We start from the raw sequence: 21,128 nt of genomic DNA, 5'->3' as shown, positions 1-21,128 counted from the left end.
GACAGGTCCGGTAGGACAGCTTCGGCTGTCCTACCGGACCTGTTTCCGTAAGGAGGCCTGTCAGAGGTGGGACGGCCCGGCGCGATCCAGGAACGCGGCGATCCTCGCGGTCTCCGCGGCGTCCGGACGGCGCATCGGCGGGCTCATCACATGGGTGGCGGGACCTGTCCGGCGGCCGCGGCCGTGATGACCTTGATGACCTCGTCCTGCTGCCCGGGCTTCAGACAGGCCGTCTCGCCCGAGCTGCCGAGGGCGAACAGTCCGCTGACCCCGCCGTCCAGCAGATGGCCGACGACCCGCTCCAGGGAGGGCCGGCCGATCCCGCCGTGCACGGTGAGCGGAGTGACGACGGGCCGGATCACTCCGGTGCGGCAGCGGTTTCGGGCGGTCATGCGGTGCTCCCCGCGTCCCCCGCCGATGCCCCGGCGGGGGACGCGGGGGTCTGGGGATGGACGCAGTGCCAGCGGTGCTCGCCGCTGCCGAGGGTCGGGGCGGGAAAGACCGTGGCGCACGCGTCGTCCGCCTTCCAGCAGCGGGTGCGGAACGGGCAGCCGGACGGCGGGTTGGTGGCCGAGGGCACCGGGCCGGTCAGCACGATCCGTTCGGTGGCCTCCAGCAAACTGGGGGTCGCGGAGAGCAGAGCCTCGGTGTACGGGTGCATGGGGGCGCCCGCCACACCCGCCGCGGGCCCCTCCTCGACGATGCGGCCGAGGTAGAGGACGGCGATGCGATCGGCGAGATAGCGCACGGTCTGGATGTCGTGCGAGATGAACACCATGCCGAGGCCCAGGCGTTCACGCAGGTCGACGAGGAGGTTGAGGACCTGGGCGCGGACGGAGACATCGAGGGCGGAGGTCGGTTCGTCGGCGACGATCAGCTCCGGTTCGAGGGCGAGCGCGCGGGCGATGGCGACGCGTTGGCGCTGGCCGCCGGAGAGCTGTCCGGGCAGGGCGGCAAGAGTGTGGCCGGGCAGCCCGACCAGGTCGAGCAGCTGCTCGACGCGTGCCTCGCGCTCCTCGCGCGTACCGCGCCGGTGCACGTCGAGGGGGTCACGCAGGATCTGACGGACCGTGAGCCGCGGGTTGAGGGCGGTGGACGGGTCCTGGAAGACGACTCCGACGGCGGAGCCGAATTCGTCGCGGCGCCGGGTGGCGGACATCTCCCACAGGTCGCTGCCGTGGAAGTGGACCTGGCCCTCGGTGGGCTTCTGCAGTCCGGTCAGCACCCGGGCGAGGGTGGACTTGCCGCAGCCGGACTCGCCGACCAGGCCGACGATCTCCCCGCGCCCCACCTCCAGAGTGGCGTCGGTGAGGGCATACACCGCGTCGCGGCGGAACACTCCGCCGCTGCGGGCCTTGTGGCGTACGTGGACGCCGTCGAGCCTGATCACAGGGCGCTCCCTTCCAGCAGTACGGCCTGCGCCGGGTGGTGGCAGGCGAAGCCGTGGTCGTTCGTGGTGCCACGCCGCGTGAGACCGGGGATGGCGGTGCGGCACAGCTCGGTGGCCGCGGCGCAGCGCGAGGCGAAGCGGCAGCCCTCGCCGAAGCCCTGCGGGGCGGGGACGGTGCCGCGGATCTGGTGCAGCCGGCCGGCGCCCGCTTCCAGGGAGACGACCGAGCCGAGGAGGCCACGGCTGTAGTGGTGGGTGGGGTCGGTGAGCACGGAGCGGGTGGGGCCGATCTCGGCGAGGCGGCCCGCGTACATCACGGCGACGCGGTGCGAGAGGTCGCCGACGAGCGCGAGGTCGTGCGAGACGAGGACCATGGCGAAGCCGAGTTCGTCGCGGAGCCGGACGAGGAGTTCGACGACCTGGGCCTGGACGGTGACGTCGAGGGCGGTGGTCGGCTCGTCCGCGATGAGCAGGCGCGGGCTGCGGGACAGGGCCATGGCGATCAGGACGCGCTGGCGCTGGCCGCCGGAGAGCTCGTGCGGATAGCTGCGCAGGGTGCGCTCGGGGGCGAGGCCGACCAGTTCGAGGAGTTCGGCCGGGGTCTTCGTGCCGCCGCGCGAGGTGAGCTGTTTCAGCTGGGTGCCGACGAGTACGGACGGGTTGAGGGAGGAGAGCGCGTCCTGGTAGACCATCGCGATCTCGGGGCCCATCAGGGCGCGGCGTTCCTTCGGCGGGAGTTTCAGCAGGTTCCGGCCGCGGTAGAGGATCTCGCCGCTGACCTCGGCATTGCGGGCGAGGAGGCCCATCACGGCGAGGCTGGTGATGGACTTGCCGCAGCCGGACTCGCCGACCAGGCCGAGGGTCTCGCCCTCGTGGACGGTGAAGTTCAGCCGGTCGACGACGGGGGTGGCGCCGTAGCGGTCGGGGAAGCGGATCGCGAGGTCGCGTACGACGAGGAGTTCGGCCGCGTCCTCACGTACCGCGGTGATGGTCGGCTCGGTGGCGTCGACGCGGTTCGCGAGCTTGGTCAGGGCGGCGTCGATGTCCACGGTGGACGCGGCCTCGACCGGGTCGGGGTCCGTGCCCGTGGTGGGGTCGGTGGCGGCGCGGGCGCTCTTCGGCGCGGCGGAGGCGTCGGTGAGCCCCTCGGAGAGGATGTTGAGCGCGAGGACGGTGATCAGCAGCGCGAGGCCGGGGAAGAGGGTCGCCCACCAGCCGCCGGCCAGGAGAATCTGCCGGCCGTAGGCGAGAACGCTGCCCCAGCTGGGGTCGGGGTCCTGCACTCCGGCGCCGATGAAGGAGAGGCTCGCCTCGAAGATGATCGCCTCGGCGACCATGACGGTGGCGAACACCATGACGGGGGCCATGCAGTTGACGGCGACGTGACGCAGCACGATGTAGCCGCGGCGGGCGCCGATGACCTTCTCGGCGGCGACGTAGTCCTCGCCGTACTGGGACAGCACATTGGCGCGGACCACGCGGGCGAGCGACGGGGTGTAGACGAACGCGACGGTGAAGATGATCACCGGGATGCTGGTGCCGAAGACCGCGACGAGGACGGCGGCCAGGGCGATCGGCGGGAACGACATCACGATGTCGAGGGTGCGCATGACGGACTCGTCGCCGAGCCGGCGGGAGGTCGCGGCGAGCGAACCGAGGGCAGCGCCGGCGGCCAGGGCGACGGCGGTCGCACCGAGTCCGATGATCAGTGAGTAGCGGGAGCCGTGCACGACCCGGGCGAAGACGTCGCGTCCGGCCCGGTCGGTGCCGAACCAGTGGGCGCCGCTGGGCGCTTGTACCGGGGTGCCGGTGGTCAGCGGGTCCAGGGTGATCAGCGGGGCGAGGACGGCCCCGAGGATGACGACGAGCAGCACGCCGAGCGCGATGCGGGAGGTGACCGGAAGGGCGCGGAACGCGATGCCCGGTCGGGAGAGTCTGGTGGCCAGTCGGCCCGTGGCGAACATGTCACACCGTCCTGATGCGCGGATTGACCAGCAGATAGAGCAGGTCGACGATGACGTTGACCACCAGGAACGCGATGGCGATGGTCAGTACGGTGCCCTGGACCAGGGCGACATCGCCGCCCGTGACACCTTCGAGGATGAGCTTGCCCATGCCCGGCAGGTCGAAGATCGCTTCGATGACCACAGCGCCGCTGAGCAGGTAGCCGACCTTGATGCCGAGCACGGTCAGCGGGGTGACGAGCGCGTTGCGCAGCACGGAGCGGATGACCAGGAGCGGCGGCAGTCCGTTGCCGCGGGCGGTGCGGACGTAGTCACGGTCGAGTTCGGCGACCATCGCCGTCCGTACGAGACGGGCGAGCGAGGCGGACACCGGGAGTGCGAGCGAGATCGCGGGCAGCGCCATGGTGGTGAGCCAGCCGCTGACCGAGTCGGCGGGATTGGTGTATCCGCCGGTCGGGAAGACCGGCGTGTTCAGTGCGAACTGCTGGATGAGCAGCACCCCGAGCCAGAAGGACGGGATGGCGACCCCGGCCATGGACAGCACCCGGAACAGCTGGTCGGGCCAGCGGTCCCGGTACATCGCGCCGGTCACACCGAACAGGACGGCGAGGACGACCGCGAGGATCAGCCCGAGGAACGTCAGCTGCACGGTGAGCGGGAAGGCGGCCGTGATCCGGTCGAAGACGGGCCGGCTCGGCGGGACGGTCATCCCGAGGTCGAAGTGGAGCAGCTGTCCGAGGAAGTGGAAGTACCGCACGGGAAGCGGGTCGTCCAGCCCGTTGGCCTGGGCGAAGGCCGCACGGGCCTCGGGGGTGGCGCTCTCCCCGAGCGCGTTGAAGGCCGGGTCGACCGGCGAGAACTGCAGCACCACGAAGACGAGCAGCGCGATGCCGAGGATCATCACCGGCATCATCGCGACGCGGCGCAGCGCGAGCCGGAGAAAAGCAACCATCGTCGGGTTCCTTGCGGTTGGTCGGCCGGGTCCGGTCCACCTGGCTGGGGTGGACCGGATCGGGTGATCGGGTGCGGTGGTTCGGCACCGGGTGATCTGGCGTGCGGGTTCCGTCGCCGGATGTCTGTCGGACGGACGTGCGGCGGCGGATGACGGGCGCGGGTGTCCCGCGCCGGCCCGGTCGGGAGTCGTGCGCGGTCAGGCGCGGCTGACGTCCAGGAACGACAGGCCCGTGGTGGGCAGCGGCTTGAAGCCGGGCAGCGCCTTCTCGTTCCAGGCGGTGGGCAGCTTCCGGTGCAGGATCGGATAGAGCGCGGCCTCGTCGGCGACGAGGTCGGTGACCTGGCCCCACAGCTCCTTGCGCTTCGTCTCGTCGGCTGCTTGGGCTGCCTTGTCGAGGAGCTGCTTGACCCGCTTGTACGCGGCGGACTTGCCCCAGCCGTAACGGCTCTCCGGCCAGAAGCCGTAGTAGAACCAGCGCAGCAGCAGGTCGGCGTCGTTACCGAAGACGGACGGGTCGCCGGGGGCGACGAGGACGTCGAAGGCGCCCTTGTCGACCTTGGCGTACTGGGCGGGCGACTGCGCGATGTCGAGCGTGACCTCGACGCCGGCCGCTTTCCAGCTCTCCTTCAGCAACGGGGCGATGTCCTTGACCCAGCCGGTGTCGGTGGTGAGCACCGTGAAGGACAGGTCATTGACGCCTGCGTCGGCGAGCAGCTTCTTCGCCCTGGCCACGTCGTGCGTGTAGACGGTGGCGGCCTTGTGGTAGTCGGGGTGGGTGGCCGGGACATAGCCCGTGGCCGCCGCGGCGTTGCCGACCATCGCGGTGGAGATGATCTTCTCGGTGTCCAGGGCGTAGTGCAGCGCCTGGCGCACCCGCTTGTCGGCGAACCGCTTGTCGGCGGTGTTGAACATCAGGAAGAGCAGGCCGAAGGACTGCACCGACTCGGTCTTCGTGGCGCCGGAGAGCCGCTTCACGTCGATGTACGGGACGTCCTCGATGGCCTGGATCCGGCCGGACTCCATGGCGCTGACGCGCGCCGACTGGTCCGACATCAGGCGCCAGATCATCTTCTTGGCCTTGGCCGGGTGCGGGCCGTTGTACTTGTCGTAGGCCTCGAAAACGATCTTGTCCTCGCGGGTGGCCGAGACGAACGCGTACGGCCCGGAGCCGACCGGCTTGGCGTCGAACGCCTTGGGGTCGGACTCGACGATCTTCCTCGGGACGATCCGGGCCACCGCGATACGGGACGGGAAGAGCGCGAAGGCGTACTGGAGCTTGAACTCGACCGTGCTCGCGTCGATGGCCTCGACGGTGTCGATGAACGGCACGAACTGCGCCATCAGTGAGGCGTTCTTCGGGTCCAGGATGCGTTCGAAGCTGAACACCACGTCGTCGGCGGTGACCGGTGATCCGTCGTGGAAGGTGGCGCCCTTGCGGAGCGTGGCCCGGTAGGTCGTGGCGTTGATCTTCTTCGGCATCTCGGTGGCGAGCGCGGGGCGGGCCACGAGCGTTGCCGGATCGAGATCCACAAGGCCTTCGAAGATGTGCATGTTGGCGGCGTACGGAGTCGCGCCCGAGGTGATCATCGGGTCGAAGCCGGTCGACAGGGGGTACGAGAGACCGGCCTCGATGAGGCCGCTGCCGCCGCCCTTACCCGGCGAACCGTCGGCGGTCGAGGTCGGTCCGCCGCATGCGGAAAGGCTCGCCGTGATGGCTGCTGCCGCACCGACAGCAGTGGTGTAACGCAGGAAGGTGCGGCGCTCGACACCGGCTGGTCTCAGCTCGGGCACGGGTCCTCCAGGGACGTCGGGGGTGGGGCGGAAGGGCGGGAAGGAACGAGGGCGGAAGCAGGATCACGAAGACCGCAAAGCCCGAAGCATCAGACGTCAGATGTCTGATGCCTTGATAGCGTGGGAACGTAGCTTGACAATGGAGAGGGGTCAAGAGGTGGGGAGTTCACATATGTCCGGTACGAGGCCCGGCCGGCAGCTGCTCCGGCAGGAAGTCGTCGAGGGCATCAAGCGCTACATCCTCGAAGAGCGACTCCGCCCCGGGGACCCGCTGCCCACCGAGCCGGCCCTGTGCGAGGCGCTCGGCGCCAGCCGTTCCAGCGTCCGCGAGGCCGTCAAGATCCTCAATGCGCTGGACATCGTCGAGGTCCGCCACGGGCACGGCACATACGTCGGCCGGCTGAGCCTGTCCGCCCTGGTGGAGAGCCTGACCTTCCGCGGGCTGCTCTCCCCCGACGACGACTTCCAGGTGTTGGCCGACCTCGTCGACGTACGCGAGCTCTTCGAACGCGGGATGGCCGACCGGATCGTCTCGTTGCTGACCCCTGAGCAGCTCGACTCGCTGGAAGGCCTCGTGGCCACCATGCGCGCGACCGGGGCGCAGGAGGGGAACGACTTCGTGGAAGCAGACCGGGCGTTCCACGCGCTGCTGGTGGCACCGCTCGGCAACCAGCTGATCGGCCAGCTGTCGATGGCCTTCTGGGACGTGTATGCGATCGTCGCGCCGCATCTCGACGGATTCACGCATGCCGACGAGACGACGACGATCGCCGCCCACCAGAACATCGTGGACGCCGCGCGGGCCGGTGACATCGCCGGTTTCATGAAGGCGCTGGGCGAGCACTACGCCCCGGTCAGGCGGCGGATCTCGGAGGCCCGCGCCCGCGACGCGGCAGCCGTGGACTGACCGGGCGCCGACGTCCACCGGGGAAAGGAGCCAGGCCCTGCCGCTCGCGGGGCCTGGCCCGGCGGGCCCTTGACGAGTGCGGCGGTGCTGCCTAGGGTCCGTGTGCCAACAGGACATCAGACGTCATTCGTCTTGCTCTGATCCTGGCGCGCAGTGCGCCACTCCCCCACACCGTCCCGCGAGGGCACCTCCATGCCATGGACGGGCCACTCGCCCGCGGACTGCGCGGTGCCTTCCCTGTTCGCGGGGCGAACGGCCGCTGGGCCGCCCGCCCTCCTTCGAGAAGAGGAATCGTTCATGCAGCGCAGAGTCTCCGTCGCCCTGCTGTCCGCCGCCCTGATGGTGCTGACCGCCACCGGCACCGCACACGGCGCGGCGGCCCCGGACGCCGGCAAGCTGACCTCCCAGGACCTGACCGTCGCGGGAGTGGGCTCGCCCTACTACCGCATCCCCGCCCTCACCACCTCGGTCAGGGGCACCCTGCTCGCCGCCTACGACGCCCGCCCCACCCTCGGCGACCTGCCGAGCCATATCGGCGTCGTGCTGCGTCGCAGCACCGACGGCGGCGTCACCTGGCAGGAACAACAGGTGGTCCGCAAGGAGGCGGCGCCCAACGGCTACGGCGACCCGAGCCTGCTCACCGACCGGACGACCGGCCGGATCTTCCTCTTCTACGCGGGTTCGGTGAACCAGGGCTTCTTCGGCTCCGGCACGGGCAATGACGAGGCCGACCCCAACATCCTGCAGGCCGACTACAGCTACTCTGACGACGACGGTGTGACGTGGACCCACCGCCGTATCACCAAGCAGATCAAGAACCCAGCCTGGTCAGGCATGTTCGCGGCTTCCGGCGAGGGCATCCAGCTGCGGCACGGCACGTACAGGGGCCGGCTGATCCAGCAGTACGCGGTCCGCAACAACGGCGCCAACTACGCGGTCAGCGCGTACAGCGACGACCACGGCGAGACCTGGCACATGGGCAACCCCGTCGGTCCGGGCGGCGACGAGAACAAGACCGTCGAACTGTCCGACGGCACGGTCATGCTCAACAACCGGTCCAGGCCGTACCGCACAATCGCCTACTCCACCGACGGCGGTGTCAACTACACCCCGTTCACCCAGGACACCAACCTGGTCGACCCGGCGAACAACGCGTCCGTCATCCGCTACAACCCGGATGCGCCGGCGTCGAACCCGCAGTCGTCCTGGCTGCTGTTCAGCAACACCGAGGACGCTTCGGCACGGCGCAACCTCACGGTGAAGATGTCCTGCGACAACGGGAAGACCTGGCCGATCAGGAAGGTCGTCGATCCGGGCGCCGCCGCCTACTCGACGCTGACACCACTGCCGGACGGCCGGGTGGGGCTGCTGTACGAGCGCGCCGACTACCAGCACATCACCTACGCGTCGTTCGATCTGAAGTGGCTGGCCGGGACCTGCGCGGACATCACCATCACTCCGCCCGCGGACCTGACGGCAGGCACGAGCGCGAAGGTGACGGTCCGGGTCGTCAACAGGATGGACGTACGGCGGAGCAGGGGCACGCTCGACCTGACCGTGCCCGGCGGCTGGACGACGCACCAGGTGACGGTGCCCGCCCTCGGGCCGGGCCAGGCAGCCGACGTCAAGGTGCCGGTCACGGTCGCAACGGGTGCCTCCGGGAGCGCCACGCTGACAGCCACCTACCAGACGGACGGGAAGCGGGCTTCGGGAAGCCGGACGGTGACGGTCACGCCGGTCGGATAGGTGGCGGCGCCCGCGTACGCACTGCCCGTCCGCGGGCAGCACGTACGCGGGTGCTCCTTCAGCGGCCGCCGGACATCGGCGCCCGCGCCGCACCGGTCAGCTCGGCCATGTCGACGATCCGGTCCGCCGCCTCCGCCACTGCCGGATCCCGGTGACGGGAATGCACGGCCTTCGGCTCGGTCCGCCCTCCATCGCCGGTCGGGCTCGACTGCGCCCTGCCGGGCGTGATGTGCCTGGCAGGCTTCATTTCGCCCGTCGGGTGCATGCGCCCGGAGTGCTCGATTCCGTCCACCGGACGCGATGGGCCCGGCGGGCTCGGCTCCGGTCAGCGTTCGAGGCGCATGCGGATACCGTCGAAGTGTGCGCGCATCGCCCGCACCGCGCGTTCCCCGTCGGCCGCCGCGACCGCCGCGACGATCTCGCGGTGCTGGGCACAGGTGACCCCGGGGTCCTGGTGGCCGTCGTCGACGTCCTCGCACACCCGGTCCATGGCCGCCCAGAACGCGTCCAGCACCTCGCTCAGCAGGTGATTGTCGAGCGAGGAGTAGAGCGCGAGGTGGAACGCGCGGTCGGTGGAGCGCGCGACGCGTCCCGTGCGCGCCTCGGCCTCCATCGTCGCCACGAGCCCGTGCAGCACGGCCAGATCCTCTTCCGGCATACCGGCCGTGACGGCTCCGATCAGCCCTGCCTCCAGCGCCTCCCGCACCTTCATCAGTTCGGCCAGCCCGGGCTCGCCCCGGCCGTGCCGGACGGCCGCGCGGAAAGCGAGCGCCTCGACGAACGGCGAGAGGGAGAGCGAGCCGACGAACGTGCCGAAACCGCGGCGGATCTCCACGACGTTGACAGCCTGGAGCGCCTTCAGGGCCTCGCGCACGGAGACACGTCCGACCCCGAACCTCCCCATCAGCTCGGCCTCGGTGGGCAGCGGGTCGCCGGGGCCGAGCCTGCGCTCCAGGATCAGCTCCTTGACCTGGCGTTCTATGTCCTGAGCCACGGTGGGCCGCGCCACAACATCCTCCCGAGGTGCCGTTGCCCCTTGACCGGTCGCAGGAGCATCCGTTTAAGGTGAGGCCAGACATAGGACATCTTACGTCTCATGTCTCGACCTGCGCGGCCGCCACCGGCCGCGATCGGTGTACCGACAAGCTGGAGCCTTCACATGCCTCTGACCGCACCGCTGCACGGCGTCGTCCCGCCGGTCTGCACCCCGCTCGACTCCCACGGGGAGGTCGACACCGCCTCTCTGGCCGAGCTGGTCGAGCACCTCATCGGCGGGGGCGTGCACGGACTCTTCGCGCTCGGTTCGACCAGCGAGGTCGCCTACCTCACCGACGAGCAGCGCGCCACGACGCTGGAGACCGTCGTCCGTGTGACCCACGGCCGCGTCCCGGTACTGGCGGGTGTCATCGACACCACCACCGTGCGCGTCGCCGAGCATGCCAGGACCGCCGCCGGCCTCGGCGCGGACGCACTGGTCGCGACCGCACCGTTCTACACCCGCACCCACGGCAAGGAGATCGCCCAGCACTTCCGCCGGCTGCGGGCAGCCGTCGATCTGCCCCTGTTCGCCTACGACATCCCGGTCGCCGTCCACAGCAAGCTTTCCTCCGCGCTGGTACGCGAGCTCGCCGAGGACGGCACGCTGGCCGGCCTCAAGGACAGCAGCGGCGACGAGGGCGGGCTGCGCCGGCTGATCGTGGAACTCGGCGGGCGCCAGGGCCGCAGGGAGGGACCGGCGCCGGAGTTCAGCATCCTCACCGGTTCCGAACTCACCGTGGACGCGGCGCTGCTGGCCGGCGCCGACGGTGTCGTGCCGGGCATCGGCAATGTCGACCCGGCCGGGTACGTCCGGCTCTACGACGCCGCGCGGGCCGGCGACTGGGCGCTCGCCGCGAAGGAGCAGGAGCGGCTCGTCGCCCTGTTCGCCATGGTCGATGCCGGCCCGGAGGCGGACATGGGCCGCAGCTCGTCGGCGCTCGGGGCGTTCAAGGCCGCGCTGCACCTGCTCGGGATCATCGCGTGCGGCGACACCGCGTTCCCGCAGATCCAGCTGAGCGACGAGTCGGTCGCCCTGGTGGCGCAGCGGCTGCGCGCCGCCGGCCTGCCCCCGGTCCGATGAGTCAGAGCCCGCCGTCCTCGGCCACCGGCGCCCCGGTGATCGGACTCGATCTCGGTGGTACGAAGATCGCCGCCGCGCTCTTCGGTGCGGACGGCACCGTCCTGGCGCGGCACACCCGGCCCACCCCGGCCCGGGACGGCGCCCCGGCCGTGCTCGACGCGCTCGCGGCGGCTGCCGCCGAGGTCGACCCGGCGCGGCTCGCCACCGCGCTCGGCATCGCCGCCGCCGGAGTCGTCGATCCCCGTACCGGCAGGGTCACCAGCGCCACCGACTCGCTCCGCGGCTGGGCGGGCACCGCGCTCGGTGCCGAGCTCGCGGACCGTACCGGACTGCCAGTGGCCTGCGACAACGACGTACGCGCCACCGCCGGGCCGGAGCTCGCAGCGCTGGTCGCGGAGGGTTCGGCCGATGCGTCGCTGCTGTTCGCCGCGATCGGTACCGGTGTGGGCGGCGCGGTCGCCGTCGACGGGCGGATGCTGCACGGCGCCTCCGGTATCGCCGGACATCTCGGCCATCTACCGAGCCCTGAGGCTGCGGGGCTGCCCTGCACCTGCGGTGCCACCGGCCACCTGGAGGTCATCGCCTCCGGCCCCGGCATCGCCGCCCACTACGAACGGCTCACCGGCACCCCGGTGGACCGGCTCGAGACCGTTGCCGAGCGGGCCGGACGGGGCGACGCGGATGCCGCGCACGCCATCACCACCGGTGCGGCCGCCACCGGCCAGGTGCTCGGCGGTCTCGCCAATGCTCTCGGCCCCGACCGGGTCGTCGTCGGCGGCGGCGTCCCCCGGATCGGCTCGCTGTACGCCGATGCGCTCACCGCGGCGTTCGCCGCCGAGCTGATGCCGCCGCTGCGGGGACTCGTACCGGTCGCACCGCTGTTCGGCCACGACGCCGCGGTGCTCGGCGCCGCAGCCCTGACCACCGCTCTCCCTCTCCACCAGCCAGGAGATCTCCGATGACCGCGCAGAAACTGGCCGCCTCCCTCCAGGGCAAGCTGATCGTGTCCTGTCAAGCGCCTCCCGGTGACCCCATGCGGGAGACCGGCACCCTGGTCCGGCTCGCGCAGTCCGCCGCCGCCGGTGGTGCCGCCGCGATCCGGGCCAATGAGCCGGAGGTCGTCGCCGCGATCGCCGCGACCGTCGAACTGCCGGTGGTCGGGCTCTGGAAGGACGGCGACGTCGGCGTCTACATCACCCCGACCGTCCGGCACGCCCTGGCGATCGCCGAGGCGGGCGCCGCCGTCGTCGCCGCCGACGCCACCGATCGGCCGCGCCCCGACGGCTCGGCCTTCGCCGAGCTGGTCACCGCGGTCCACGAGGCCGGTGCGCTGGTCATGGCCGATGTGTCGACACTCGCCGAGGGCGTCGCCGCGGCCGCGCAGGGCGCGGACTTCGTCTCGACGACGCTGTCGGGCTATGTGCCCGGGACGCCGACGCAGACCGGCCCCGATCTCGACCTGGTGGCGGCGCTGTCCGCCGCGATCGACGTCCCGGTGATCGCCGAAGGCCGTATCAACACCCCCGAAGAGGCCGCCGAGGCCCTGGACCGCGGCGCCCACAGCATCGTCGTCGGCACCGCCATCACCGCTCCCACCGCCCTGACCACGCGCTTCGTAGCGGGCATAGCCCGTCCCTGAACCAGCCCTCACCACGCGGGCGGCCACTCGAGAGCGAGTGCCGTGCCGCATCCTGGAGACACCGTGCAGACCACCACACCCCCCACGCTCCCCTGGTACCGCGAGGTGAGCCCCGCCCAGTGGAAGTCGTTCTTCGCCGCCTGGATCGGATATGTCCTCGACGGCTTCGACTTCGTGCTGATCACTCTCGTCCTCACCGAGATCAGTGACGACTTCGGTCTGAGCACGGTGCAGGCGGCCAGTCTGATCTCCGGTGCGTTCATCACCCGCTGGCTGGGCGGTGCGGTGCTCGGCGCGATCGGAGACCGCTTCGGGCGCAAGCTCTCCATGATCCTTTCGATCCTGCTGTACTCGCTCGGCACCTTCGCCTGCGGGTTCGCCTGGAACTACCACAGTCTGTTCGCCGCCCGGCTCGCCATCGGCATGGGCATGGCCGGTGAGTACAGCGCCAGTTCCACCTACGTGATGGAGAGCTGGCCGGCGAAGCTGCGCAGCCGGGCCAGCGGATTCCTGATCTCCGGCTTCTCGGTCGGCTCGGTGCTCGCCGCACAGGTCTACAACTGGGTCGTGCCGTCGCTCGGCTGGCGCTGGATGTTCTACCTGGGCCTGATCCCGATCGCGATCGCGCTGTGGATGCGGAGGGCGCTCCCGGAGGCCGAGGAGTGGACGGAGTCAGTCGCGGAGAAGGGCGCCAAGCCCAATCCGTTCCGGCCGCTGTTCGTCACCCGTGCCCGGGCCACCGTCAACACGATGCTCGTCGTCCTCGCCACCGTCTCTCTCTTCATGATCTTCACCCCGGCCGGTACGGGGATGGTGCCGGTGCTGTCGGTGGTCGCCGGCCTGACGCTCGCCGCGTTCGCCGTGCAGCTGGGCGGGAAGCGCAGCTGGTTGCTGTATCTGTCGATGATCGTGACGCTGTTCTTCGCGTTCCTGTACACCTGGCCGATCCAGGCACTGCTGCCCACGTATCTGAAGACGGAGCTGGGCTACACCCCCGACCAGGTCACCGATGTCCTCTACTTCGCGGGCTTCGGCACGATGGCCGGCTGCTGGACAGCGGGCTTCCTGGGCGACCGGATCGGCGCGAAGAAGGCATACGCCCTGACGCTGCTGGCATCGCTCGCCTTCGTTTATCCGGTCTTCGCCGTGCACAACAATCTGCTGCTGCTCGGCGTCCTGCTCTTCCTGCTGCAAGCGACCAGTTTTGGCATCTCGGGGCTGCTGCCGCGCTACATCGGCGGCCACTTCCCGACCCGGAGCCGGGGCGCGGCTCTCGGCTTCACATACAACGTGGGAGCACTGGGCGGCGCCGTCGCACCGGTGCTCGGGGCGCATCTCGCGTCCGGCATGGACCTGGGCCGCGCGCTGGCCGTGCTGACGTTCGCGGGCACGGTGATCGTGGTGCTGCTGGTCGGGTTCGACGTACCGGCACGGCTGAACCGGCTCACGGACCCGGACGCGGAGTGGGACCATCTGGCGGTGCCGCCGGCGAGGGAGCGGGTGGCCTGAGACCGCGCCCGCTCGGCGCGAGGATGTGGTCGACGAAGCACTCGCTCTCGGCTACAGCGGTCCGGCGGCAAGGCAGGCGATGCACTGGTCGATGGCCCGGATCGTGCTGCGCAACGGTCTGACCAATGTCGCGTTACGCGGCTGGGACCGAATGAGAAGGCCCCGCTGGTGTGATCCCAGCGGGGCGATTGTGGGCAAGGTGTCGTCGTGGTCGGCAAGGTGTCGGCCGTTCATGCAGGTTGCATGCATCGCCTGGCCGTGTGATCTGTGGATGTCATGTTGGCACCAGGTCAGTGCGGAGGTTGATGGCCCAGTGGTTGCTTCGCAGAACTCGGTCCGCGAACGTCACATTCTGTTCGGCGATGAACCGGAAGCCGAGAGATCGACAGATGCCGTTCGAGGCCCCATTGCTCGTTGCCGGAAAAGCGTGCACGGCTCCCCAGCGGTCTTCGTTCCGAGCCTGTTCGAGCAGGGCGCGGGCCGCGCGCTTGCCCAGGCCGTGTCCCTGGAATTCCGGCAGGATCATCCATCCGATCTCGGACATGGGTCCGTCGTCGGTGTCGTGGGACCAGATGGTCACCGTTCCGGCCACCACTTCGGGAGTGTCCGCATCTGGGATAATCATCTTGATCCAGGCGGTGTCGGCCGCTGCTTCGAGGGCATCTCGACGCACCTTGTCTTTCATGCCGTCGGGCGGCAGCGGGCCGCCGAGGTCGGCCATCATTACGGGGTCGCACCGCATCCGGGCATAGGCTTCGACGTCGTCCAGTGTGACGTTGCGCAACTGCACTGAGTCCTCCTCGCTGCACCTGGGATGGTGACATGATCCGAGGTGCCGGTCATCAGCGGCCCTGATCCCGCTCACATGGCTTGAAACGACCCTTCCTGTGCAGGGTGTCCGTGGCTTGCGGAGCCTGGCTGTTCAGTCGAGCACTTCGGTGACGGCGGACTGGGCGGCTTTCTCGTCGACGAGGGACTTACCGGTGGCGAAGGTGGCGACCAGGGCTTGCAGGCAGAGGTTGTTGACCGCGCGGGGAAATCCGCGGGCGGTGGTGTGGACGAGCGCGATGGCGTCCTCGGTGAACAGTTGATCGGCCCGGCCGGCGAGTACGAGGTGGTGCTTGATGTAGCTGGCGGTCTCGGTCGCGGCCATGCCGGGCATCGTGTAGCGCAGGGCGGTCCGCTGTTCGAGGGCCGCGAGGACAGCGAGTTTCATCGTCCGTCGCAGGGTGGGCCGGCCCACGAGCAGGCAGGACAGCGGCGAGTCCTGGTCCATCGCGGTGTTGGTGAGCATGCGGATGGCTTCGAGCTGTTCGTAGTCGAGCAGGTGAGCCTCGTCCAGGACCAGGACCGGGGTGCGTCTACGTTCCTCACGTTCGGCTGTGAGGGCGAGACCGGTCTGGGCGGTGAGCCTGGGCCTCGGTCCAGCGCGCCATCGCAGCGGAGAGCATGCCCGGGCGCCGGCCTCGACGATGGACAGTGACCGGCGGTGCAGGCAGGAAGCGATCAACTCGATCCAGGCCAGCAGGAATTCGTCGGGCCTTGCGTTGCCATGCTCGTAGGCGTTGACCGAGTGCTCGTCGTCATTCGCACGACGCGTGCGAACCGGTCCTGACACAGGGGCCGCACCCCGCACGATCGCAGCCAGACTCCTCTTCGCCTGCCGAAGTCTGACGTCCAGCCAGCGATCAAGACGACGTCTCGGTATGACATCGCAGGTGACATCGCAGGCCATTGGTGAGATGTGGATCACATTTCCGGGGTGGATGTCACACTCCGGGTGCCTGGGTCGCTCTCAGTTCGGAATGCATCCGCGACAGGAGGCCCTACGATGCACTACCCCCCGCCGGACTCACAGGCAGCCTCATCAGAAGGCAGCCCGCAGGCGGCGAAGTCGGCTCCGGTGGCGAACACCGCGACACAGGTGTTCCACGACCACCGTGAGCTGCTGTTCTCCATCGTCTACAACATGCTCGGCAGCGTCGCCGACACCGAGGACGTGTTGCAGGAGACATGGCTGTCGTGGACGACCAGAAACCAGGCGCCGAGCGCTGAGCGGATCGACAACCCGCGCGCCTACCTGGTGCGGATCGCGGTGAACCGGGCCCTCGCCCACCGGGCCACCATCAGTCGCCGTCGTGAAACCTACGTCGGACCATGGCTGCCCGACCCGCTCGTCAACCCCCTCACCGACACGCCCGTCCCCGACGATGCCGTTGATGCTGCCATGCGTGCCGAGTCGGTGTCGATGGCGCTGTTGGTGATCCTGGAAACCCTCACTCCACTGGAACGCGGGGTGTTCGTCCTGCACGAGGTGTTCGGCTACGCCCACACCGAGATCGCAGAAATCCTCGGCCGCAGCCCCTCGGCGATTCGCCAGCTCGCCCATCGCGCCCGCGAGCACGTCCATGCTCGACGCCCCCGCTACGATCCCGACCCGCACGTCCAGCAGCAGGTGACCGAACGGTTCCTGGCCGCCGCGCTCGGCGGCGACCTGGACGCCCTCCTGCAGACCCTGGCGCCGGACGTGACCCTGTGGGGTGACGCCGGAGGCAAGGGCAGGGCACCGGCGGGCCAGCGGCCGCTCCACGGCCGGGACAAGGTCGCGCGCCTGCTCGCCGCGGCCGCCCCCCACTCCGGCAAGGGCCTCGACATCGCCTACCGCAGCGTCAACGGCGACCCGTCAGCGCTGCTGTTCGCCGGCGACACCCTCTACGCCGTCCTCGTCCTTGACCTCACTCCGGACGGCGGCCAGGTGTGCGGGATCTACGTCGTCGCCAATCCCGACAAGCTCTCCCACGTCGACTGAACGCCGAGGAATCCACATGATGCGCAGAATGGCGGCCCTTCCCAGTGGCAGGGTGACGAAATGGGTCATCCTCGCCCTCTGGGTGGCCCTGCTGGTCCCGGCCCTCATGCTGGCCGGCAAGCTCGGCGACGTTGAAAAGAACGACAATTCGGCCTGGCTGCCCAGTAACGCGGAGTCGACCAAGGTCGTCGACCGAGCCGAGAAGTTCCAGCCTGCCGATACGATGCCTGCGATTGTGGTCTACGACCGGCCCGAGGGCGTCACCGATGCCGACATGACCAAGGCCCGAGCCGACGCCCAAGCCTTCAAGGGCATCGAAAACGTCGTGGGGCAGCCACAGGGCCCATTGAAGGCCCAGGACGGCAAGGCCATCCAGACCGTGGTCCAGGTCCACAAGGACAAGTCGGGCTGGGAAGGGATCGGCAAGGTCGTCGACGCGATGGCCAAGGTCGGCGAAGAGAACGCGGGCGGTCTCGGGTTCCACGTCACCGGACCGGCAGGTTACGCATCCGACTCGATCAAGGCCTTCAGTGGAGGAGGCGGCCTGACAACGATCACCGCGTTGGTGGTGGTCGTGATCCTGCTGCTCACCTACCGCAGCCCGTCGCTGCCACTGCTGCCACTACTGACCGTGGGCGTCGCCCTGGTCACGTCGGAAGCGGTGATCTACCTGCTGGCGAAGAACGCCGGACTCACCGTCAACAAGCAGACCAGCTTCATCCTGACCGTGCTGGTGTTCGGCGCCGCCACCGACTACGCACTACTGCTCATCTCGCGATACCGGGAGGAGTTGGAGCGGCACGAGGACCGGCACGAGGCGATGGCGGAGGCCCTGCACCGCTCCAGTCCCGCGATCATCGCCAGCGCCGCGACCGTCGCGGTCAGCCTGATGCTGCTGATGCTGGCCACCCTCAACTCCACCAAGGGGCTCGGGCCGGCCTGTGCCGTGGGCATCCTCGTCGGGCTGCTCGCCATGGTCACCCTGATGCCGGCCCTGCTGGTCATCTGCGGCCGCTGGATCTTCTGGCCGGTGAAGCCGTCGTACGGATCGGCCGGGGCGACCGACGAGGGCCTCTGGGCCCGGGTCGGCACCGCCGTCTCCGGCCGACCGCGGGTCGTGTGGATCGGCACCGCGCTCGTCCTCGGTGTCATGGCGATCGGGGTGTTCGGGCTCAAGGCCGATGGGCTCTCCGCCCAGGACCAGTTCACCAACAAGCCGCAGATGGCCGTCGGCGAGGAGATCCAGTCCAGGCACTTCCCGGCCGGGTCGGGCGACCCCATCTACGTCGTGGCCAAGGCCGCCTCGGCGGAGCAGGTGAAGACCGCGCTGTCCAGCGTCCCAGGAGTCGCTGACGCCTCGGCGCCGATGGTCAAGGATGGCGAGGCCATCATGCTCGGGGAGCTCGAAAACGATCCCAGCAGCACGGCCGCGATGCGCACCGTCGAGCGGGTCAGAACCGCGGTCCACGGGATCGAGGGGGCGGATGCCCGAGTGGGCGGCAACACGGCGATCGCTCTCGACGCGCAAGAAGCGGCCGCCCGTGACTCCAAGGTGATCATCCCCATCGTGCTGGTCGTGGTGTTCCTGATCCTCACGCTGCTGCTGCGGGCGATCGTCGCCCCGCTGCTGCTCATGGCGACGGTGGTGCTGTCGTTCGGAGCGGCCCTCGGCGTGAGCAGTCTGATGTTCAACCACGTGTTCCACTTCGCCGGGGCGGAAGCCTCCTTCCCGCTTCTGACGTTCGTGTTCCTGGTCGCCCTGGGCATCGACTACAACATCTTCCTGGTCACCCGGGTGCGCGAAGTGACACTGCTGCACGGCACCCGGCGCGGCGCGCTGATGGGGCTGTCCACCACCGGGGGTGTGATCACCTCAGCGGGTCTGGTGCTGGCCGGTACCTTCGCGGCGATGGCCTCGCTGCCGCTGGTGTTCGCGGCCGAGCTCGGGTTCGCGGTGGCGTTCGGCGTGCTGCTGGACACCATGATCGTCCGCTCGGTGCTGGTCACCGCGCTGACCCTGGACGTGGGTCGATGGATGTGGTGGCCCAGCAAACTGTTCAGGCATCACGACGCCCCCCAGTCGCCGGTGGACGAGTCCAGCCTCGAACCTGCTCTCAGCGGCATGTGACAACCCTTCACCACGGGCCTTCCGGCATCGGCCGGGAGGCCCGGTAAGGACGACAGGCGGACACGCCCCCATCGCGGAGCATCCACAGCCGGGATCAGGCTCCGGCTCGGGCCGCCGCAGTCCGCAGGAAGTGGTCGGCGTCCTCGGGCTCGGCCAGACCGCCGAGCTCCAGCCAGGAGCCGTCCGCGAAGCGGATGCGAAAGGCGGCGAAGCCTCGCGGCTGCCCCGCCTCCGCCTCGATGCGCGCCTCGTCGGCCCTGAATTCCGCCACGATCTCGAAGTCGTCGGCCTTGGTGGCCGCGAGACGGCGGCGCGGCGAGGCGGCGACACAGATACGGTCCCGGTCCAGCAGGACCAGCCGTCGCGGACTGGGCGACTGCGAGAACCAGCGCAGCATCAGCTGGCCCGCCGCCAGATTCCAGTTCCCGTCGAAGACACCGTTCCCGGGCCCGCGGTCCCTGGCCGGCGTCTCTCTCCTCCGGCTGGGCTTATTGCGCTGCGACCGGCCCTCGAAGAGTCGGCCGATCTGCTTCCCGAGCATGTCGATCAGATAGATCGGGATGATGACAGCACAGAACGCCACCGCGCCCACGTACACCAGCCAGTGGTGGCGCCCCTTCAGCCGCCCCTTGCCCGCCGCCCGGTGCACGTCCTCGGGCGGCTTCGGTATGGCCCTCGGGATGCTGCACCACACCAGGGCCGAGGGATCCGTACCCAGGACCTTCTCGGCCCTGCGGTGCACCTTGCGCTTCGCCATGCCGTGATCGTAGGGCGTGTTGTCCCGCCTGCCTGGCGGGCGGACGACGCTCCTTTCGAAACCGGCCCTAGAGGTGTGACCAGCCCGCGAGCCGGATCAGCCCCAGCAGCGCCGCCGCGATCAGCGTGCCGAACCCGAGAATCACCAAGCCCGGGCGCAAGAATTCTTCCCCGTCCCATCTCCTCGATCCCCTCGTCCCCTTCGTTCCCCCTGGTCGAGACCCCCGGTCCGCACCGAAAATCTAGGCCACCCGCCCCGACGCCCCCGCAGCCGGGCAAGGGATGACCGATTCGTACAAGACCCGTGGCGCGTTTCCGTTCTACGTTCGGGCCATGACTCCACGACTCGACGCGATCGGCATCACGACCGCGGATCTGGCCGCATCGCTCGCTTTCTACCGCCGGCTCGGGCTCGACATCCCGGCCGGAGCGGATTCCGCACCCCATGTCGAAGTGACCCTGCCGGGCGGGCAGCGCCTCATGTGGGACACCGAGGACGTCGTCCGCTCCTACGACCCCGAGTGGTCCGGTACGCGGGGCGGCGACCGGGTCGGGCTCGCGTTCCGCTGCGACGGTCCGGCGGAGGTGGACGCGGTGTACGACGATCTGACCGGCGCCGGGTACCGGGGCCATCTGAAGCCGTGGGACGCCGTGTGGGGGCAGCGCTACGCGGTGGTCCTCGACCCGGACGGCTGCGCGGTGTCGCTGTTCGCCGACGCCTCGCAGTAGGCGGTCAGGGTCGTACCGGCCAGTTCGCGCATCTCCCGCGCGAGATGCGCCTGGTCGGTACAGCCCGCCGTGAGCGCCGCCTCGGCGTACGGCGTTCCGGACCGTACGAGAGCGAGCGCGCGCTGCAGTCGCAGGATCCGGGCCAGGGTCTTGGGCCCGTAGCCGAAGGCCGCCAGGGAACGGCGGTGCAGTTGGCGGGTGCCGAGACCGGCCGTGTGCGCGGTGTCGGCGACGGACCGGCCCCGCGCCAGCTGCACGGCGACGTACCGCATCAGCGGGTCCGCCGGCCCGGTCACGGCCGCCCGCCGCAGTGCCACGGTCTCCAGGGCCGCGGCGGGGTCGGCGGCATCGGCGATGCGCTCGGCGAGTACCCGCACCTGGGCGGTCGGCCACAGATCGGCGAGCTCGACCCGCTGGTCACGCAGTTCGTCCGCCGGTACGCCGAGGAGCGCCGGAGCGGTGCCGGGAGCGAACCGGATGCCGGTGAACCGCCCGCCGGTCGCCCCGGCGGGCTCGTACGCGTGGCTGTCGGGCCCGGCGACGAGCAGTCGGCCGTCGATCCAGAGCAAGTCCATGCAACCATCGGGCAGTACCGGTCCGACAGGCCCCTCGGAGACCTGCCGGGTCCAGACGACCGCCCCGCCGAACCGGGACTCCCACTCCTCGTACGTGTCGCCCATGGCTGT

19 protein-coding genes and 1 pseudogene are annotated in these 21,128 nt (G+C 69.9%); 9 read left to right on the top strand and 11 right to left on the bottom strand.

Annotated elements, in window-relative coordinates; genetic code table 11:
- Window positions 1–158: 158 nt before the first annotated feature.
- From ACIBB8_RS07860 to ACIBB8_RS07840, 5 genes and pseudogenes are all read right to left on the bottom strand, one after another.
- A pseudogene (locus ACIBB8_RS07860) lies at window positions 159–392 on the bottom strand (dihydrodipicolinate synthase family protein); the annotation flags it as partial.
- On the bottom strand, window positions 389–1,390 hold the full coding sequence (locus tag ACIBB8_RS07855; RefSeq protein ID WP_398949544.1) for an oligopeptide/dipeptide ABC transporter ATP-binding protein: 1,002 nt from the start codon (window positions 1,388–1,390) through the stop codon (window positions 389–391). The gene ACIBB8_RS07855 and the pseudogene ACIBB8_RS07860, both read right to left, overlap by 4 nt.
- On the bottom strand, window positions 1,387–3,354 hold the full coding sequence (locus tag ACIBB8_RS07850; protein ID WP_398949543.1) for a dipeptide/oligopeptide/nickel ABC transporter permease/ATP-binding protein: 1,968 nt from the start codon (window positions 3,352–3,354) through the stop codon (window positions 1,387–1,389). Before ACIBB8_RS07850 ends, ACIBB8_RS07855 begins: the two co-directional genes overlap by 4 nt.
- Before the next feature lies 1 nt (window position 3,355).
- Window positions 3,356–4,306 carry an ABC transporter permease gene (locus ACIBB8_RS07845; protein ID WP_398949542.1) on the bottom strand — a complete coding sequence of 317 codons (951 nt, stop codon included), beginning with the start codon at window positions 4,304–4,306 and terminating at the stop codon, window positions 3,356–3,358.
- Window positions 4,307–4,504: 198 nt separating this feature from the next.
- Window positions 4,505–6,100, bottom strand: a complete 1,596-nt coding sequence (locus ACIBB8_RS07840) for an ABC transporter substrate-binding protein (RefSeq protein WP_398949541.1) — start codon at window positions 6,098–6,100, stop codon at window positions 4,505–4,507.
- A 172-nt stretch (window positions 6,101–6,272) separates the two neighbouring features.
- On the opposite strand from ACIBB8_RS07840, the gene ACIBB8_RS07835 reads away from it, so the two are divergent.
- Window positions 6,273–7,007, top strand: coding sequence for a FadR/GntR family transcriptional regulator (locus ACIBB8_RS07835; protein WP_366692547.1), 735 nt, complete (start codon window positions 6,273–6,275; stop codon window positions 7,005–7,007).
- A 297-nt stretch (window positions 7,008–7,304) separates the two neighbouring features.
- Window positions 7,305–8,753: an exo-alpha-sialidase gene (locus ACIBB8_RS07830; RefSeq protein WP_398949540.1), complete on the top strand. Its 1,449-nt coding sequence runs from the start codon at window positions 7,305–7,307 to the stop codon at window positions 8,751–8,753.
- A 58-nt stretch (window positions 8,754–8,811) separates the two neighbouring features.
- On the opposite strand, the gene ACIBB8_RS07825 is transcribed toward ACIBB8_RS07830, so the two are convergent.
- Both ACIBB8_RS07825 and ACIBB8_RS07820 read right to left on the bottom strand, forming a co-directional pair.
- Window positions 8,812–9,000 carry a hypothetical protein gene (locus tag ACIBB8_RS07825; RefSeq protein ID WP_398949539.1) on the bottom strand — a complete coding sequence of 63 codons (189 nt, stop codon included), beginning with the start codon at window positions 8,998–9,000 and terminating at the stop codon, window positions 8,812–8,814.
- Window positions 9,001–9,078: 78 nt separating this feature from the next.
- Window positions 9,079–9,762, bottom strand: a complete 684-nt coding sequence (locus ACIBB8_RS07820) for a FadR/GntR family transcriptional regulator (protein ID WP_398949538.1) — start codon at window positions 9,760–9,762, stop codon at window positions 9,079–9,081.
- A gap of 150 nt (window positions 9,763–9,912) precedes the next feature.
- Here ACIBB8_RS07820 and ACIBB8_RS07815 point away from each other — a divergent pair, with 150 nt between their 5' ends.
- The 4 genes from ACIBB8_RS07815 (at window position 9,913) to ACIBB8_RS07800 (ending at window position 14,020) form a co-directional block, all read left to right on the top strand.
- On the top strand, window positions 9,913–10,872 hold the full coding sequence (locus ACIBB8_RS07815; protein WP_398949537.1) for a dihydrodipicolinate synthase family protein: 960 nt from the start codon (window positions 9,913–9,915) through the stop codon (window positions 10,870–10,872).
- Window positions 10,869–11,834, top strand: a complete 966-nt coding sequence (locus ACIBB8_RS07810) for an ROK family protein (RefSeq protein WP_398949536.1) — start codon at window positions 10,869–10,871, stop codon at window positions 11,832–11,834. Before ACIBB8_RS07815 ends, ACIBB8_RS07810 begins: the two co-directional genes overlap by 4 nt.
- Entirely contained in the window at window positions 11,831–12,511 is a 681-nt protein-coding gene (locus ACIBB8_RS07805; RefSeq protein WP_398949535.1) for an N-acetylmannosamine-6-phosphate 2-epimerase, read from the top strand. The genes ACIBB8_RS07810 and ACIBB8_RS07805 overlap by 4 nt, the downstream gene beginning before the upstream one ends.
- A 63-nt stretch (window positions 12,512–12,574) precedes the next feature.
- Entirely contained in the window at window positions 12,575–14,020 is a 1,446-nt protein-coding gene (locus tag ACIBB8_RS07800) for a sialate:H+ symport family MFS transporter (RefSeq protein WP_398949534.1), read from the top strand.
- Window positions 14,021–14,294: 274 nt separating this feature from the next.
- Here ACIBB8_RS07800 and ACIBB8_RS07795 read toward each other — a convergent pair whose 3' ends face one another.
- Window positions 14,295–14,810 carry a GNAT family N-acetyltransferase gene (locus ACIBB8_RS07795; protein ID WP_398949533.1) on the bottom strand — a complete coding sequence of 172 codons (516 nt, stop codon included), beginning with the start codon at window positions 14,808–14,810 and terminating at the stop codon, window positions 14,295–14,297.
- Between the two features lie 132 nt (window positions 14,811–14,942).
- Window positions 14,943–15,638: an ExeA family protein gene (locus ACIBB8_RS07790; RefSeq protein WP_398949532.1), complete on the bottom strand. Its 696-nt coding sequence runs from the start codon at window positions 15,636–15,638 to the stop codon at window positions 14,943–14,945.
- 213 nt (window positions 15,639–15,851) lie between these two features.
- On the opposite strand from ACIBB8_RS07790, the gene sigJ reads away from it, so the two are divergent.
- Window positions 15,852–16,829: an RNA polymerase sigma factor SigJ gene (gene sigJ, locus ACIBB8_RS07785; protein ID WP_398949531.1), complete on the top strand. Its 978-nt coding sequence runs from the start codon at window positions 15,852–15,854 to the stop codon at window positions 16,827–16,829.
- 16 nt (window positions 16,830–16,845) lie between these two features.
- Complete coding sequence (locus tag ACIBB8_RS07780; protein WP_398949530.1) at window positions 16,846–18,957, top strand: MMPL family transporter; 2,112 nt, start codon at window positions 16,846–16,848, stop codon at window positions 18,955–18,957.
- A gap of 94 nt (window positions 18,958–19,051) precedes the next feature.
- Here ACIBB8_RS07780 and ACIBB8_RS07775 read toward each other — a convergent pair whose 3' ends face one another.
- A complete protein-coding gene (locus tag ACIBB8_RS07775; RefSeq protein WP_398949529.1) occupies window positions 19,052–19,714 on the bottom strand; it encodes a hypothetical protein in 663 nt (220 codons plus the stop codon).
- Between the two features lie 281 nt (window positions 19,715–19,995).
- On the opposite strand from ACIBB8_RS07775, the gene ACIBB8_RS07770 reads away from it, so the two are divergent.
- Window positions 19,996–20,442, top strand: coding sequence for a VOC family protein (locus ACIBB8_RS07770; RefSeq protein ID WP_398949528.1), 447 nt, complete (start codon window positions 19,996–19,998; stop codon window positions 20,440–20,442).
- Here the strand turns inward: ACIBB8_RS07770 and ACIBB8_RS07765 are convergent.
- The gene (locus ACIBB8_RS07765; protein WP_398949527.1) at window positions 20,379–21,122 is read right to left on the bottom strand and encodes a helix-turn-helix domain-containing protein; all 744 of its coding nucleotides are present in this window, start codon (window positions 21,120–21,122) and stop codon (window positions 20,379–20,381) included. The genes ACIBB8_RS07770 and ACIBB8_RS07765 overlap by 64 nt on opposite strands.
- Window positions 21,123–21,128: the final 6 nt, after the last annotated feature.

The sequence above is a fragment of the Streptomyces sp. NPDC051286 genome, assembly GCF_044455345.1.
GTDB lineage: Bacteria > Actinomycetota > Actinomycetes > Streptomycetales > Streptomycetaceae > Streptomyces.
Note: the sequence above shows the minus strand (reverse complement) of the source record. Positions and strands in the feature narration are given on the sequence as shown.